Genomic DNA, 16,074 nt, shown 5'->3' on the forward strand with positions numbered 1-16,074 from the left:
GGATTACTTGCTCAGGTTGGCGAGGCGCTCGGGGCTGAGGAGTTCCTGGAGCTGGGTGTTGGTGAGGAGCCCGTGTTCCAGGACGAGTTCAGCCACACCCTTGCCGGTTGCCAGGGCTTCCTTGGCGATGGCTGTGGCGGTGGCGTAGCCCAGGTGGGGATTCAGGGCGGTGACCAGGCCGATGGACTGTTCCACTGTCCGCCGGAGGTGCTCGGTATTGGCAGTGATACCCCGGATGCAGCGTGCCGTCAGGGTGCGGCAGGCTGCTTCGAGGTGGGAGATGCTCTTGTGGAGGCTGTGGACGATGACGGGCTCGAACGCGTTGAGTTGGAGCTGTCCCGCTTCGGCCGCCATGGTGATGGTGACATCGTTTCCGATGACTTCGTAGGCCACCTGGCTGACTACTTCCGGGATCACGGGGTTGATCTTGCCGGGCATGATGGACGAGCCGGACTGGACGGCCGGCAGGTTGATCTCGCCAAAGCCGGCACGCGGGCCGGACGAGAGCAGGCGGAGATCGTTGCAGATCTTGGAAAGTTTCACGGCGACCCGCTTCAGCACACCGGACAGGTGCACGAAGGCGCCCACGTCCTGGGTGGCTTCGATCAAGTCCGGCGCAGTGACGAGCGGCAGGCCGGTCACTTCGGCGAGGTGCCGGCAGGCAGCTTCGGCGTAGCCTGCGGGTGCGTTCAGGCCGGTACCGATTGCTGTGGCGCCGAGGTTGATCTCGTGGATGAGCAGGTCGGCTTCGGCCAGGCGCAGCCGGTCTTCACCGATGGTGATGGCATAACTGCCGAACTCCTGGCCAAGCGTCATGGGAACCGCGTCCTGCAGCTGGGTCCGGCCCATCTTCACAACTGTGCGGAATTCCAGCGCCTTTGCCGCGCAGGCTTCCTCCAGTTCGGCCAAGGCGTCCAGCAGTTCCCGCGCGGCAAAGATGGTGCCCAACTTCACTGCGGTGGGGTAGACGTCGTTCGTGGACTGGCTGAGATTCACATGGTCATTGGGGTGCAGGCGGGCGTAGTCGCCCTTGGCGTGGCCAAGGATTTCGAGGGCGCGGTTGGCGATGACCTCGTTGGCGTTCATGTTCGACGACGTCCCGGCGCCGCCTTGGATAACGTCCACCACGAACTGGTCGGCAAGTTCGCCGTCCAGGATGTCTTGGCAGGCCTGCTCGATGGCGTCGGATCGTTCCGCATCCAGCAGGCCGAGCTCGCGGTTGGTCCGGGCGGCGGCTAGCTTGACCGCTGCGAGGCCGCGGACCAGGTGCATGTTGGATGACAGCTTCTGGCCGGTGATGGGGAAGTTTTCGACGGCCCGGAGGGTGTGGACCCCCCAGTAGGCGTCTGCCGGGATGTCGCGGTCACCGAGCAGGTCGTGCTCGGACCTGGTCAGTGCGGGGGCGGAAGTATCGATGATGGTCATGTGTCCTTACAGGGCTTCGTTGACGGGTGTGGACAGGACTGATTGGGGCAGGAAATCGGTAGCGTGCAGCAGGCCAACCTGCTGGCCGCCGCCCAGGACGGGCGCCGTTGCAATGCCGGCAAGCGGCGCGGTGTCCACGCCAAGGGCGGCAAGCAGTTTGACGGTGGCGGGCATCCGGGCCCGGTCTCCGCCGTCGGAAATCTTCACGGCGACGGCGCTGCCGTCCGGCAGGCCCACCAGCTGGACGCCTTCAAAGCCGTCCTTCGCTACCGAGCCCGGCAGCAGCCGCATCAGTTCGGTGACGTCCCTGCCTTCCCCGGCCACCATGTCCGGGTGCTGCTGCATGGCAAGCCCGACGGCGGCTTCCGCACTGCCGTCGTCGTCCGCGGCGGAGCGGGCAATAACTCCGAAGGCGCGGGCCATGCCGGGAAGTGTCAGGGAGAAGAGCGGGGTGCCGCAGCCGTCGGTGCTGAGGGCGAGAGGTTCCTCGCCGGTCAGCTCGATGACAGTGGTGGCGACGAGCTGCTGCAGCGGGTGTGAAGGATCCAGGTATCCCTTGACCGGCCAGCCGTTGATAGCGCAGGTGGCTGCCATGGCGGCGTGCTTGCCCGAGCAGTTCTGCGTGAGCTGGGTGGAGCGGCCCCCGTTGCGGAGCCATCCCTCCCGTTCTGCCGCGCCGTAGGGCAGGTCCCGGCTGTTGTCGAAGTCGCTGACGCTGAGGCTGTGCTGTTCGAGGATCCGCAGGGCTCCCTGGCGGTGCTTTGCGCCGCCCGAATGGCTGGCCGCCGCCAACGCCAGGAGGTCAGCGGGCAGTTCGAGGCCTGCGCGGACCATCGCTACGGCCTGGAGCGGCTTGAGCGAGGACCGGGGGTAGAAGGGTGCCAACGGATCGCCCGCAGCTGCCACTGTTGTGCCGTCAGCGTCGAGTGCGACAGCAGACCCGTAGTGGACGCTTTCCACCAGCCCGTCACGGGTGGCGGCGACCAGGGGGGTGTGCTGGGGGAGCACTGCAGCACTGAGGGCAGGGGAAAGGGCAGGGGAAAGCATGGGTTCCTTGGTGGGGGCTAGTTATTGAGGATGGAGTCGAGGGCAAGGCCGACGGCGTGCAGGTGATGGGCCATGGCGGCGCGTGCATCATCGGCGGAGCCGGCCTCGATGGCGGCCAGGATGTCCTGGTGTTCGATGTCGGAGGCGTGCTGCCGGTCTGCCACCATGTTCAGCGTTTCAGACTGGTGCGCCAGGGCGTCGCGGATGTCCGCCACAACGCTGGCGAACACCTTGTTGCCGCTGGCCCGGGCGATGACGGCATGGAAGCTGGAGTCCAGGGCTACCCACGATTCCAGATCTGTCTCGGTGGCCATGGCGGCAACGATGTGGCGGAGGGTTTCCAGTTCCTCGTCGGTGCGCCGTTCCGCGGCCAGGCCTGCTGCCGGTACCTCGATATGTGGGCGGGCTTCGGTCAGGTCCCGTGCCGAGTACTGGCCGAGCGTCAGGTCGTTCGCAACCTTGGCCGCTACAACGAAGGTGCCCTTGCCTGTTTTGGTCACTGTGAGGCCGAGAGCTGTGCAGGAGCGTAGGGCTTCGCGGATGACGGAGCGGCTCACGCCATACTGCTGGGCCAGAGTTGCCTCGGAGCTGAGCTTGCTGCCCACCGGCACCAGCCCGGACTCGATATCGCTTCTGATCGTGTTGAAGACCGCTTCGGCAGCACTAAGCCGGGCGAGGGGTGCAGGCTGTCCTGCTGTCCGGCTGTCTGACAGGTTCACGCTTTAAATATGGCAGGGGTCACAGCTGGTGTCAACGCGGGTGAACCACAGGGGAGGTTGGCACTGTAGAACAGCACCAGCCTCCCCTGGCTCCGGGATGGCGGGAAGAAGCCCCGACAGGTTGTCCGAGCGCTAGGCGCGGGGGGTTCCTACCTCGTCAGGCTCGGCCCGTAGCTTGTGGAGGTCGCCGCACTTCCGTTCTGCGAGGTAGGCCTTCATTTCGCGCTTGATCACCGGCAGCAGCATGTACACGCCCAGCAGGTTCACGAATGCACAGATGAACAGGGCCGCGTCCGCGAAGTTCAGCACTTGGGTGAATGTCAGCACGGTGCCAACAACCGTGAAGAACAGGAAGACGCACTTGTAGCTGATCTCGGAGGCCTTGCTCCGGCCGAACAGGTATTCCCATGCCTTCAGTCCGTAGTAGGACCATGTGATGAGGGTTGAAAAGGCGAACAGCGCCACTGCAACGGCAAGGACAAGGGGGAACCAGGGCAGGACCGTGGCGAACGCGTCGGAGGTGAGGATGACGCCGTCGGGCGCGCCCTCACCCGCCTGGACCTGATCGATCCCCGACTGGAGGCTCGGTGCGCCCGCGATGACGATTGCCAGGGCGGTCATTGTGCAGATGATGACAGTGTCCACGAGCGGCTCGAACATGGCAACGAAGCCTTCGCTGACAGGTCGGCGCGTTTTGACCGTGGAATGGGCGATCGCAGCCGACCCCAGGCCCGCTTCGTTGGAGAAGGCAGCACGCTGAAAGCCCACGATCATGACGCCTACGAAGCCGCCGGCCATGCCGGCCGGATTAAAGGCGCCGGTGATGATGGCGCTGAATGCAGCCGGGACCTGGCCGATATTCACGAAGATGACGAAGAGGCACGCAATCACGTAGACGGCGGCCATGGCCGGTACGAGTTTGCTGGTGGTGGCCCCAATGGACTTCATGCCGCCAAGGATCACGGCGGCGACAAGAGCTGCGAGTATGAGCCCGAAAACCAATGCCGCCCCGGCGCTGCCGAGGAAACCTTCGTCACCGCCGGTGACATTCCGCATTTGCGCGAAGGTTTGGTTGGCCTGGAACATGTTTCCGCCGGCAATGCCGAAAATCAGGATGGAGACGGCGAAAATTCCAGTAAGGATTTTGCCGGGCACCTTGCCGAACTTATGGAAAGCGATGGGCAGATATTTGAACGGCCCGCCCGTGACGGTGCCGTCCTCATGGACCTGGCGGTATTTGACGCCGAGGGTGCATTCGGCAAATTTCGTCGCCATCCCAAGGAGCCCCGCGAGGATCATCCAGAATGTCGCGCCCGGCCCGCCAAGGGCCATCGCTGCACCGACGCCGGCGATATTTCCCAGGCCCACAGTTCCGGAGAGTGCGGAGGTCAGGGCTTGGAAATGCGGCACCTCGCCCGGGTCGTGGTGGTGCGAGTATCGTCCACGCACTACTTCATAGGACACCTTGAGGCCGCGGAACTGGATGACACCCAAATAGATGCTGATGATGACACCCGCGGTAATGAGCCAAGCCACTACGGCGGGAAAGCTGACCTCACCTATGGTGATGGGGAAGAAAACGATCGCCGAAAAAACTTCAGCAGCTGGGCGGAAAACCGCGTCGATGGTTTCTTCTATTGATGCGAGCCAGCCGACCTCGTCGGTCACGGCCATAGGTAGTGCTTGCATTGGGTTCCATACTCTCTGGTTGAGGGCTTGCTGCTTGCCCGCCTCGATTCAGGGCAGCTAACGCTGCTGCCTGACCCCCAATGCATGTGAGCTGCGACATATTCGCTCAACCTATGCCACTGGTCCAAAAAATACGATCTTGGGCTTGCCGAGTGGTTCTGGTATGGGAACCAACCCATCCCGGTTGAAACCGTTGCCGCAGGGGTAGAAGCCAGCTCAGCCCTATGGTTGGCCATTTCAAAGAATCTGGAGAGCTCACGCCCACGGTTCACCTAGTGAACCTCGTACCAGCGCAGAACCCTGAGGGCGCGGAGAGTGTTCCATCGGCTTGATTGTCCGTCGCCAACCTCAAGCTCGAAGTGCACTTTGCCGGGATGGGTGTTTTCCAGCAGCCATGTTCCGTCCGGCTGCTGCTTCGAGCGGACTACCTCCGCCGCTTCTTCAAGTCGCTCATCGGCGGCGCCACCAGCCGACCGGAAATAGTCCAGCCCGCGGAACACGTCGTAGTACCAGCGGGTGGGAAAGGAGAACTGCAGCCAGTCCCGGCTGATCAGTTCGGTGGTCGACTTTCGCCTCAGCAACCGGCGTTCCAGGAGGTATTCCTCGCCGAGGCGCCGGGCCTTCCGTAATTCGGCCGTCCCGCCGCCCGCCCGTTCATGCTCCAGGAGGCCCTCCAGGACGCAGATTGTCGTATGGAATGAAGAACGGGTGGAGCCGCGCTCGGCTTCACAATTCCAGCCCCCGTCGTCAAGCTGCTCGCGGGCCAGGCGTCCTGCCAGCGCGTCTACGTTTTCACTGAAATACGACCCGAGCGCCAGGGTCATGCCGTTGATGCAGGGTTCAGTTTCGCCCTCGAAGAAGGGTTGGTTGCCTTCTTCCCACCGGCTGTTGTCCCGGACCTGACGGACGGCATGCCGCGCCGCCGGGCTTTCAGGGTTGAGCCCGAAGTCGCGCAGGAGCAAAAGGCTGTAGGTGGTTGCGGTCCAGGGCTGGCCGTCAGGGTCATCATCGTGTTCCGGCCAGTATGTGCCGCCGTCCCACTGTCCGTCCGCGCCTTGCAGCGCAAGCAACCGGGCGCCCCACCCGTGAGTGGCAATCCGGTTCCGTTCGGCCTGGACTTCCCCGGGTGAGGCGTTGGTGAGGTCGCGCAGGACCTGCCAGCGGACGGCAGGATCCGAATCGAGCAACCAGTCGACTACGTCCATCCGCTGGGAGGATCTTAGAGGTGCTGGATCCCTGCCCGCTGCATGGCGTCCTTGTAAATGTCCACGTTCTTGGTGAGGAGTTCGTCCTGCTTCGCTTCCGAGACCGCGAAGGCCCGTCCACCCAGGGCAGTGGCCTTATAGATCTTGATCCCGCTGTTCTTAAGGGACTGGTGGTAGGTCTTCTCGAAAAGAGTGAGGAACGTTGAGGCGTCAGTGCCGTGGGCGATGATTGCCGAGACGCGGGAGTTGATCTTCAGGAACTGCCGGAACGGTCGCAGACCGTCTGTTTTCTCCTGCACATTCAGGGCTGAAGGCATTTCCGGGTCGCGGACCCAAGGGTAAGCGTTCCAAGGCATCACGTAGCGGGGGTCCAGCTCTGCCAACTCGTAGATCTGGGTGGCGCGGCGGGCGGCCTCGTCGTCGTTGTAGTGCGAGACAAAGCCGGATTCGGTGCCCTTGCCGGGGCTCACCTGAAGGCTGACGATGCGGCACTCATCCTCGTCGTGGACAGGGTCGATATAGGGAACGACAGACCCTGGCTTCTTCTCCATCAGTTCATCGCAAAGCTGGGTTACCTTCGCAATGTTCGGTTCCTGTAGCAGGGCTTTTTTCTCGTCCCAATCAATCGTCACGATTTCTCCCTCAGCAGCAAGGCGTCCAGAATCAGGCGTCTAAGGCCACTCTACGCTTCCGGGCAGGAGGGTGTGCAGGCGGAGTTCCCTCTGCCTTGTCCCGAGACTGCGTCAATAAGGGCAGGGGCTGAGTCAACAGGGGCGTTGGATGCCCGGGCAGGGCAAGCACTGTGCCGGGTGGTGGTGGTGCGGTGGAGTGGTAGGTGTGGCCGGTGGGGGTCCGGAGTTGCACGGTGTGTCGTGGTCCGGGAACTGTGCGGGTTGTCCAGCCGGATGTTTCTTTGGTGTGGTTGCAGGCTTCGCAGAGGCCCTGGCCGTTGGTGCTGGTGGTGGGTCCGTGCTGGTGCCAGGGGGTGATGTGGTCGTGGTGGCGGATGGGCGCGTCGCAGTAGGGGGTGCGGCAGGTGTCATCCCGTACTTGGAGGTAGCGGCGGAGCCCGGTGGGGAAGAGCCGGGCTTTGGAGTCCATGGCGAGCAGGTCGCCGGTGGCGGGGGCGGTGTAGAGCCGGCGGAGCCACGTTGTCAGCTCGCTGGTTTCAGGTTCCTGGTCCAGGATGGCCTTTCTGGCCCACTCAGCGGGGACGATGCCGTAGCCGGCCAGGCGGGCTGGTTCGCTGTCTCCCTGGAAGAGGGTGCGGTCGGTCATCACGAGCTGGATTTCGATGCCTGCGATCCCGCCAGGGGTGCCGGTCACGCGCTGCACCAGTTCATCGGCCATGATCTGGCCCTTGCCGCGCTCATCACCGGAGGCCCGCCGGGTGTCGGCGTTCCGCGTTAGGGCCGCGAAGACAGCGACGCCCTGGGCTACCGGGAGGAGCGCGGTCAGGCGGGTCATGGTGTCCGGTGCCGGCCGGAGGGTCACGGTCCGCTCACTGATGGCGTGGCCGGCCCGTTTCGCGACCGAGCCCGGGTCCCGCCGGTACGCGGCCGCCCGGACCGCGGCGATGACGGCCCGGTCCCCGCAGCCTGAAAGCGTTCCGGTGTCCGCGGCGATTTCCTCATCCACGGCGCACCGGTCCTCGGCGGACAGACACGCTGTTTCCTTCACAATAAGGGTGGCCGCCATTCGTTCAACTGCCCGGACCGCAAAGCGGCTAGGGTGTGGGGCATCTCGGTACCCAGCGCTTTTGCCAAGCCCAGGAGACGGCCGCCACGGGCCGGGGACTCACGCCGCGCCAGCGCAATCTCAGCACCCACCCCCGGCGCCGAGCTCATCCGCCCGAACACCTGCCGCGGCCTGCTCCCGGCGCCGGGAGAGATCCAAAGCAACAGCGATTTCGGCCTGCTTCGCAGCGGCCAACGACTTCAGGTCCTCAAGCATCCGGAGCTGATCGATCATGCCCGGGCCGTCAGCGGCAACAGGGACGGCAGCAAGGTCCGCCCGGATATTCGCGACGGGCAGGACGCCAGGAACCGGCGGCGCCCCAGCAACAAGAAGAGGCCCAGCAGGAAGGAGCCTGGCCGCCGCAGGCGTTGCAACGGTGCTTCCCGCCGCGGCTGGCGGTGCCCCTGCGCGCCCGGTCTCTGCTTTCATAAACAAAGTCTTCCAGCAGGGACCGACAAAAACCGGCCCCGTGGACCCTATGTGGATAACCCAAGGCAACTCGGACGCCAGGCCTCCGAAAACGTGCTGTTGAATGAAGGGATGGAGTTCACCAGGAAGGGCCTGAAAGCTGAGGGTTTTGCCGGCTTCCGGCCCATCGGCGCCCTCGAGGCAATGCGCGTCCCACAGGCAACCGGCATCTTCGCGATCCTGGCACCCGACGGGTTCGAACCGCGTTTCCTGAAGGAAAGCACCGCCGGTGTCTTCAAGAAGAAGGACCCGTCGCTTCCTGAGCCCGCCCTGGCCGCCGAATGGTTGGACACCGCCGAGATCCTTTACGTCGGAAAAGCAGGCCCGGGCAGCAAGGGCAACCGGGGCCTGCGGCGGCAGATCCAGGAGTTCCTGGACTTCGGGCAGGGCAAGCCGCCGGGGCACTGGGACGGCCGGCTGGTCTGGCAGCTTGCAGACGCCGCACAGCTGCTGGTCGCCTGGAAGGAAGTGCCTGCCGAACACCTCAACAAAACCGAGGCGGACTACCACACAGCCTTTGTGGAGGAGCACGGAAAGTTACCCTTCGCCAACCTGGTGAGGGCACGCGCTAAGAACAGCAGGACCTAGGCCAGGCCGCCGTCGTACGTAAAACGCCCGCCCACCAGCGTGGCCGCCACCGGCATCGCAGCGAAGACGGCGTCCGGCGCGGACAAGGGATCGGCATCCAGAAGCACCAGATCAGCGGGGTCGCCCACGCGAACGCGCGAACGCCCCCGGGTTGAGGCGAAAAGGGCCTGTTCGCGCGTTAGGGCTTCCTGGGGATGCCACGGTCCGCGCCCGTCGTCACGGGCCCTGAGGGTGGCCGCCGCCATCGCACCCCACGGCTCGAGCGGTGCCACCGGAGCGTCCGATCCCAGCAGCAACGATGCCCCGGCCTCGAGCAGGGAACGCAACGGAAAGGCACGGTCGGTCCGCCCGGGCCAATTGGCTTCGGCGGCGTCACGGTCGTCCAGGGCATGGACCGGCTGGACACTGGCCAGCACATCCAGGGCGGCGAAGCGCGGCAAATCTTCGCGGCGGATGAACTGGGCGTGCTCGATCCGCCCGCCAATACCCGCACGTTCAAAAGCATCCAGGGCCACCCCATTGGCCGCATCCCCGATGGCGTGGACGGCGGGAAGAAACCCGGCATCCCGCGCCCGCTCCAGCAATGCCAGCAGTTCCTCAGCCGTCACTGTCAGGAGCCCATGCCCGCCAAAGGGGTAGGGATCAACACAATAGGCGGTGCGCGTATTCAATGCTCCATCAATGAGCACCTTCAGCGGGCCCACCCGCAACAGCCCCCTGCCGCCGTCGACCTCCTGCCGCGTCCGCAGACCCTCAGTCACAGCCCGCTCAAGGTCCGCGGCGTACACCCCCGCGTCCACACGGAGGGAATCAAAACCGCCGGCAATGCGCCGAAGCCATGGATCACGGTTCCAGGTCATTTCGAAATCCACCACACCCACCACCCCGCGGGCAGCCGCCGCCCGGGCGGCTCCGGCTACCCAGCTGTCCACGACGTCGTCGGGCAGGCGTCCCAACTCCCGGGTCAGGGCAAAGGCCGGTTCCTCGCGCAGCAGCCCGGAGGCGTCCACCTGAACCGCGTATCGGCGGGCGGCAGCAGTATTGAGCCAGACGCTGTGCAGGTCGTGGCTGACAAGTGCGGTGGGCTGGTTGCCCGTTGCGGAATCCAGCAGCGCCAAGGAGGGCGCGTCCGTCCACAGGGCGTCGCGGAACCCGACACCAACAGTGGTCACCGCGGGATCGGCACAAGGGATCGAAGAACGTACGACGGCGGCAGCGTCCCGGGCGCTGACAGCACCGGAGAGATCAAGACGGTTCGCATGCAGCGCCTACTGGGTCATGTGGACGTGCTCGTCCCACAGTCCCGGAACCAGCCACCGACCGCCGCCATCAATAATGCGTTCGCCGCCCGGGCGCTGATCTCCACCAGCTATCCGGTGTATACGGCCGGCCCGGATGTGCACGTTGCAGACAGTGGCGTCGCCGGGCATCCGTACATGTGCGAGGACCAGGTCTGTCACGCCGGACCGCGAAGGCGTTCCATCTCGCGGCGGTCCTTTTTGGTGGGCCGACCGGCCCCGCGGTCGCGCTGCGGAAGGCCCAGCGCGGGGGCGATGGGCCGCGGAGGGGTGTGGTCAGTGAAACAGTGCGAGGCGGCTTCTGCCCCGACCCGCTTGTTGATCAGCCGGCGTACTTCGAGGATGCGCTCATAGCCGGACATCCGGACCGTCACGCTGTCCCCGGTAACAAGCGTTGCAGATGCCTTGGCCGGGCTGGCGTTGAGCCGGACATGGCCGGCGCGGCAGGCGGCCGTAGCCGCGGAACGGGTCTTGTAGGCGCGGATGGCCCACAGCCACGCATCAATGCGGACACTGGCGGGGGAGGAATGAAGGTTGGTCATGGCTGGCACCGAGTATAGCCCCGCGGCGCAGGGTCAGGACCGGTGCCGCCGGGTTACTCAACAGTCACACTGACCCGCTGCACCATGTTGTTGCCCAGCCCCTGGTAGTTCCAGTTCTGCTCCAAGGGCTGGCTGGCGCCGGTGGCGTCCGTTGCCCGGCAGGACAGTTCGTGCTCTCCCGGGTCCGCCACCCAAGGCGCGGTCCACTTCCGCCACGCGTACCCGCCGTCGGACTTTTCGAGCTGGGCCGGCAGCCAGGTGCCGTCGACGCCGACCTCCACGCCGGTAACGGCACCTTCACCGGACCACGCCCTGCCCTGCAGCAGCACCGGACCGGCCTTCAGTACCCGTTTGCGGGTAAAGAAGTCCGGGATGCCCGGCGGAACCATCAACGAACGCACCCTGATCCGCGACACCGGCGTGCCGGCGTCGTCCGCTGACTCCTGGTAGCGGTAGGCAACCTCCTGCTGGAAGCCTTTGAAAGGTGTGGTCACCACCTCGATGGATTCCAGCCATTTCACGCTGGCCATGCCGTACCAGCCGGGGACCACCAGCCGCAGCGGGTACCCGTGCTGTGGCGGCAGGTCGCTGCCATTCATGGAGTAGGCGAGCACGACGTCGGGACGCAGCGCTTCATGGATCGGCAGGCTCCGCGCGTACCGCTGTGGGACGCCGCCCTGGACGCCTTCATCAACGCCTGTGAACACCACTTCCACTGCGTGGGGCAGGACGCCCGCCTTACCCAGGAGGTAAGCCAGCGGCACCCCTGTCCAGTGCGCGGTGCCCACGCCTTCGAGGATCCACGGCTGGCTGAGCGGCCGTGGTTCCAGGAGCGATCGTCCGTTCCCCGCACATTCCAAGGTGACGGGCACGGTGATGGGAGGGTCCTTCTGCAGGGCAGCCATGCTCAGTTCCAGGGCCATCTCCACAGCGCCGCTGATCCGCAGATGCCACGAGGACGCGTCAACGTCCGGGATGTCGAAGTGCGTCAGGACGTAGTGGAGGCCCGGGGGAGTGATGTCCCGGCGGAGGGCCTCCAGCGGCATGGAGTGGTTGCGGGCTCCGAGCTGGAGTTCCTCCCGGGTGAGTGGGCCGCTGGTCGGTCCGGCCGCGGGGGCAGCCGGACTTTCCCCCGCTGCTGCCGGACCTGCGGACTGCTGGTTCCTGTAGATCTGTTTCATGGCGGTGCCACTCCTGCTCGGCCGGCTCGGTGTCCCCTTTCCACAGGTCTACGCCCGCCCGAACGGCCAGTCAACGGTCAGTCAACGGCCAGCCCACCGGCAGGAACCTAGAGGACCGGCCTGGCCAGAAACTCGCGCAGGCTGATGGGGTCCTGTCCGGTCAGGCCGTGCACATCAGGGGACACCCCGGCCAGCTCCCCTGCGGCGATGGCCGTGTAGGTGCTTACCCATGCGTCGAGTTGCCACTGCGGCGCGCCATAGGAAGCGCGGGAAGCGTAGGCCTCATCAACAGTCTCCGGCTGGTAGGTGATGGTCCGTCCGGTTCCTTCCATGATTACCTCGGCTGCCCGTCGCATGGAGAGGTCCTCCGGGCCCGTCAGGTTGTAGGTCCTGCCTTTATGGATGGCGGGGTCCCGAAGCACGGCAAGGGCGGAGCGGGCAATGTCCTCACGGGCTACCCCGGAGAACACCCCGTGGCCGGCCGGTCCGCGGATCACGCCGTCCTCACCGGTCATCAGGGGCAGGAAGTCGAGGTAAAGGTTGTTCCTGAGGAAGGTGAAGTCCATCCCGGAAGCCTTGATCCGCTCCTCCGTGGCGTAATGGTCGCGGGCAAGGGTGAAGGTGGCGTCCGGTGCGCAACGGTAGATGGAGGTGTAGACGATGTGTTCCACCCCGGCATCTGCAGCTGCATCAATGAAGGTGAAATGCTGCTGCAGCCGATCTTCGGCCTCAGCAGCAGACACCATAAACAGGACTTTCGCGCCCTCCAGGGCCCGCCGTGATGCTTCGGCGTCGGAGTACGTGCACACTACAGCGGCGGCATTTTCCAGCTCGGGAGCCCGCCCGGCATCACGGACCAGCAGCCGCTGGGCGGAACCCAGCCCGGCCAGCTGCCGTGCCACCATTCCGCCCAGGCCGCCGGTGGAACCCGTGATTGCCAGCTCCGGCACCTCCACTGCGGGAGTCACGGGCTACGCCTCCCGCTTGGCCGGCGACTTTGTCTGGGCAGGATCGCGCTCGGCCAGCGAACCGATGGCGTCGTCAATTTTCTTCAGGACCTCCGGCTCAAGCTTGACGCCTGCCGCCGCCACACTGTCCGCAATCTGCTCCGGCCGCGAGGCACCGACGATGGCGGAGGCAACATTCGGGTTCTGCAGCACCCAGGCCACCGCCAGCTGCGGCATGGAGAGGCCGGCTTCCTCCGCGATGGGCTTGAGTTCCTGGACGCCGGCCAGGACGTCATCCCGCATCCAGCGCTCGATCATCTTGGCGCCGCCCTTGTCATCCGTGGCGCGGCTGCCCTCGGGTGCGGGCTGGCCGGGCAGGTATTTGCCGCTGAGGACGCCTTGGGCCATGGGCGACCACACGATCTGGGATACGCCCAGCTCCTCCGAAGCCGGCACAACCTCCGCCTCGATAACGCGCCACAGCATGGAGTACTGCGGCTGGTTGGAGATCAGCTGGAAGCCGAGTTCCCTGGACAGCGCATGGCCCTCGCGGAGCTGTTCGGCAGTCCATTCGCTGACGCCGATGTAGAGGGCCTTGCCTTGCCGGACGATGTCCGCGAAGGCCTGCATGGTTTCTTCCAGCGGTGTCTCGAAGTCGTAGCGGTGGGCCTGGTAGAGGTCCACATAGTCCGTCTGCAGGCGCTGCAGCGAGCCGTTGATGGACTCCATAATGTGCTTGCGGGACAGGCCGAGATCGTTCTTGCCCTTGGGGCCCGTGGGTCCGTAGACCTTGGTGAAGATTTCCAGGGATTCGCGCCGCTCGTTTTTCAGCGCTTCGCCCAGGACGGTCTCCGCTGCGGTATTGGCGTAGACGTCGGCTGTGTCGAAGGTGCTGATCCCTGCATCAAGGGCGGCGCGCACGCATTCAGACGCGACGTCGTTCTCAACCTGCGAGCCGTGGGTCAGCCAGTTGCCGAACGTGATTTCCGAGACTTTGAACCCGCTGTTTCCGAGATATCTAAATTCCATGGGTTTCACGCTAACCCAGATGGTTGCTCAGGGTAAGGGGTGGCTGCCCTTCGATGCCGCGCCTTTGGGGCCCGGGTCCTGGGCTGCTTCCGCAACTGCCCTGCTGATGCTCACCGGACCGGACAGGGACACCAGCGATCCGGTGTCCAGCGGCGCCAGCGGGTGGGGAACGTGCGGTTTCTTGAAGGAGCGCGGCATCTCCCGGGTGGGCCTGCTGTTATCCAGTGCGGACTCCACCAGCGGGGCCACCTCCGCAACCTTCTCAGCAGGCACCTGCGGATCCGGCAGGTCCCGCACGGAGACCTTGATTTCCGGCACCGCCGCGCGTGCCCTGGCCATCGCCCGGGCGTCAGCGTCCGCCACGGCAGCGGCCCAGTCCTCTTCCAAAACCGGCGGCTCGCGGCGGGCGGTCTTCAGTGCCGGGTGATGTTCGACGGCGGTGCGCAGCGACGTTTTCAGGTGGCCGGGATTCAGCGCGGCGCGCCAATCACGCGGCGTCTTGGCGGCAGGCCTGCCGCCTGCCCGCGGCAGCAGCCCTGCATGGGCCGGACCGGCTGCGGACGCCGTGCCAGCACCGCCGTCGGAGGCAGTCCCCTGCCGGCTGCCGGCAGGTCCGGCGAAGCGGATCAGCGGAACTGTTTTATTCCGGGCGTGCCTGCCAAACAGGGCCATCAGCAGGACAGCCACCAGGCGTCCAAGTCCCGCCAGGACCAGGGTGATGACGCCCAGCAGGAAGAGGACCAGGAACATCAGGAAGGCGACTCCCATGGTGCCCAGAAAGGTCAGGTTGAGGATGAGCGTATCCGGATTTCCCACGTCATCTCTCCTCTCTGCCTGGCCGCAACTCCTTCTCCACCTTACGGATTTTTGCAGTCCGGTGCCGCCGTGTGGAGGGGTGCGTCCCGGGTTGTAGCAAAGCTGTTACCGCATATGACAGCATCTGTTGGATGACAGGATCGAAGGACCACGAAAACTGCATGTGCCTGTCCGGAGAGGCGTACGGGCAGTGTTGCGGGCGTTTCCACAACGGCGCCCGGGCTGCCACTGCCGAGCAACTGATGCGCTCCCGCTACGCCGCGTTTGTGCTGCTGGATGCGGACTACCTGCTGCGCACCTGGCATTCCCGGACAGCTCCGGAGGAACTGGAGCTGGATCCGGGGATGGAGTGGCGGCGCCTCGACATCCTCTCCACTTCCCGTGGCGGACCATTGGATTCCGAAGGCACGGTGGAGTTCAAAGCCCATTTCCGGCACGACGGCGAACGAGGGGTCCTCCACGAAACCAGCAGGTTCGTGCGGGAAAACCGCCGCTGGCTCTACGTGGACGGGGACGTCCGGGGCTGATTACTCGTCGTCGTAGTCACGGGCCGGGGTAAAACCGGCCCGATCCACCTTGCGGTGGAACCGCATGCCTGCCAGCCCGCCCAGCACAGCGCCCACCAGGGCCACCAGAGCCACCACGACGGCGGCGATGATGCTGGTGGTGGTCAGCTGGCCCTCGTTCACAGGAATCCGCGGGAAGCTGTTGAGGTTGGCCAGGACATTGAACTGCTGGCCGAACACGAGGCCCAGGATGGCAACGAGGACGGCCACGATCAGTGCCCAGATCCACACCATAACGCCCTGCTTCATGCCGTTGAACCGGGCCATGCGTCCTGCCACGTAACCGCCGCAGTAGTAGGAGAGGAAGAGGATAACCAGCAGGACGATGATGCCCACCAGGCCGACTGTGCCGGTGTTTGAGGCCGCCTGGTTGACGGCTTCATTGACATCCGTGTTGGTGGCCAGCCCGACCGCCGTCCCCGCTGCAGCCACGAGGGCGGTCAGCAGGACGGCCATGCCGGTGGCGGTCAACCAGCCAAAGAAGGCGGAGCCCACTTTGATTCCACCGAACTGTTCTTTTTCCCTTGCGACGGCGGTCTGCCGGTCAGTCAGGTTGGGGTCTGCGGCAGCTGCGGGTGCTGCCGGCACGTAGTCCCGCTCTGCGTGCACGCCGGATGAGTCGGTGCGGTCCGCCGGCACGCGGTCGTAGGTGGACGTGGGTGTGGCATCACTTGCCGGCACCCTGTCGTACGAGCGGGTGGGTTCGCCGGTGCCGGTATCGTCGCGGCGGCTCCCGTTGCGGTCAACATCCTCGCGGGCACGCCTCGGGGGCAGGTTCTCTGGGTCTGTTGAGCTACTCATGGGTCCACTCAAGCAT

At 65.3% G+C, this 16,074-nt stretch carries 14 protein-coding genes and 2 pseudogenes; 2 read left to right on the forward strand and 14 right to left on the reverse strand.

All coding sequences use genetic code 11. The features are described 5' to 3' along the window. Positions 1 to 3: 3 nt before the first annotated feature. The 7 genes and pseudogenes from CXX84_RS10130 to CXX84_RS10160 form a co-directional block, all read right to left on the reverse strand. On the reverse strand, positions 4 to 1,425 hold the full coding sequence (locus tag CXX84_RS10130) for an aspartate ammonia-lyase (protein ID WP_102976569.1): 1,422 nt from the start codon (positions 1,423 to 1,425) through the stop codon (positions 4 to 6). A gap of 6 nt (positions 1,426 to 1,431) precedes the next feature. Then, entirely contained in the window at positions 1,432 to 2,472 is a 1,041-nt protein-coding gene (locus tag CXX84_RS10135) for an asparaginase (RefSeq protein WP_102976570.1), read from the reverse strand. Between the two features lie 17 nt (positions 2,473 to 2,489). Further along, positions 2,490 to 3,191, reverse strand: a complete 702-nt coding sequence (locus tag CXX84_RS10140; protein WP_102976571.1) for a FadR/GntR family transcriptional regulator — start codon at positions 3,189 to 3,191, stop codon at positions 2,490 to 2,492. 132 nt (positions 3,192 to 3,323) lie between these two features. Beyond that, entirely contained in the window at positions 3,324 to 4,880 is a 1,557-nt protein-coding gene (locus tag CXX84_RS10145) for an alanine/glycine:cation symporter family protein (RefSeq protein ID WP_102976572.1), read from the reverse strand. 272 nt (positions 4,881 to 5,152) lie between these two features. After that, complete coding sequence (locus CXX84_RS10150) at positions 5,153 to 6,085, reverse strand: hypothetical protein (protein WP_102976573.1); 933 nt, start codon at positions 6,083 to 6,085, stop codon at positions 5,153 to 5,155. Positions 6,086 to 6,099: 14 nt separating this feature from the next. After that, positions 6,100 to 6,717: a uracil-DNA glycosylase gene (locus CXX84_RS10155; RefSeq protein WP_102976574.1), complete on the reverse strand. Its 618-nt coding sequence runs from the start codon at positions 6,715 to 6,717 to the stop codon at positions 6,100 to 6,102. A gap of 31 nt (positions 6,718 to 6,748) precedes the next feature. Next, a pseudogene (locus CXX84_RS10160) lies at positions 6,749 to 8,056 on the reverse strand (DUF222 domain-containing protein). A 306-nt stretch (positions 8,057 to 8,362) separates the two neighbouring features. Between CXX84_RS10160 and CXX84_RS10165 the strand changes: the two are divergent. Beyond that, the gene (locus CXX84_RS10165; RefSeq protein WP_102976575.1) at positions 8,363 to 8,878 is read left to right on the forward strand and encodes a hypothetical protein; all 516 of its coding nucleotides are present in this window, start codon (positions 8,363 to 8,365) and stop codon (positions 8,876 to 8,878) included. On the opposite strand, the pseudogene CXX84_RS10170 reads toward CXX84_RS10165, so the two are convergent. The 6 genes and pseudogenes from CXX84_RS10170 to CXX84_RS10195 form a co-directional block, all read right to left on the reverse strand. Beyond that, positions 8,875 to 10,308, reverse strand: a pseudogene (locus CXX84_RS10170) (amidohydrolase). The gene CXX84_RS10165 and the pseudogene CXX84_RS10170 overlap by 4 nt on opposite strands. A 26-nt stretch (positions 10,309 to 10,334) precedes the next feature. Next, positions 10,335 to 10,718, reverse strand: a complete 384-nt coding sequence (locus CXX84_RS10175; RefSeq protein WP_102976576.1) for an RNA-binding S4 domain-containing protein — start codon at positions 10,716 to 10,718, stop codon at positions 10,335 to 10,337. A 53-nt stretch (positions 10,719 to 10,771) separates the two neighbouring features. Beyond that, positions 10,772 to 11,899 carry a sulfite oxidase gene (locus CXX84_RS10180; protein ID WP_102976577.1) on the reverse strand — a complete coding sequence of 376 codons (1,128 nt, stop codon included), beginning with the start codon at positions 11,897 to 11,899 and terminating at the stop codon, positions 10,772 to 10,774. A 107-nt stretch (positions 11,900 to 12,006) separates the two neighbouring features. Then, complete coding sequence (locus CXX84_RS10185; RefSeq protein ID WP_102976578.1) at positions 12,007 to 12,867, reverse strand: SDR family oxidoreductase; 861 nt, start codon at positions 12,865 to 12,867, stop codon at positions 12,007 to 12,009. Positions 12,868 to 12,870: 3 nt separating this feature from the next. After that, a complete protein-coding gene (locus tag CXX84_RS10190; protein WP_102976579.1) occupies positions 12,871 to 13,875 on the reverse strand; it encodes an aldo/keto reductase family protein in 1,005 nt (334 codons plus the stop codon). A 27-nt stretch (positions 13,876 to 13,902) separates the two neighbouring features. Further along, positions 13,903 to 14,691, reverse strand: coding sequence for a hypothetical protein (locus tag CXX84_RS10195; RefSeq protein WP_102976580.1), 789 nt, complete (start codon positions 14,689 to 14,691; stop codon positions 13,903 to 13,905). A 131-nt stretch (positions 14,692 to 14,822) separates the two neighbouring features. Between CXX84_RS10195 and CXX84_RS10200 the strand changes: the two genes are divergently transcribed. After that, complete coding sequence (locus CXX84_RS10200; protein ID WP_223253052.1) at positions 14,823 to 15,218, forward strand: YchJ family protein; 396 nt, start codon at positions 14,823 to 14,825, stop codon at positions 15,216 to 15,218. Here CXX84_RS10200 and CXX84_RS10205 read toward each other — a convergent pair whose 3' ends face one another. Continuing rightward, positions 15,219 to 16,058 (reverse strand): YrzE family protein, encoded by an 840-nt coding sequence (locus tag CXX84_RS10205; protein WP_102976582.1) that lies wholly within the window; start codon positions 16,056 to 16,058, stop codon positions 15,219 to 15,221. Between the last annotated feature and the right edge of the window lie 16 nt (positions 16,059 to 16,074).

This window comes from Arthrobacter sp. AFG7.2, assembly GCF_002892835.1.
Classification (GTDB): domain Bacteria; phylum Actinomycetota; class Actinomycetes; order Actinomycetales; family Micrococcaceae; genus Arthrobacter.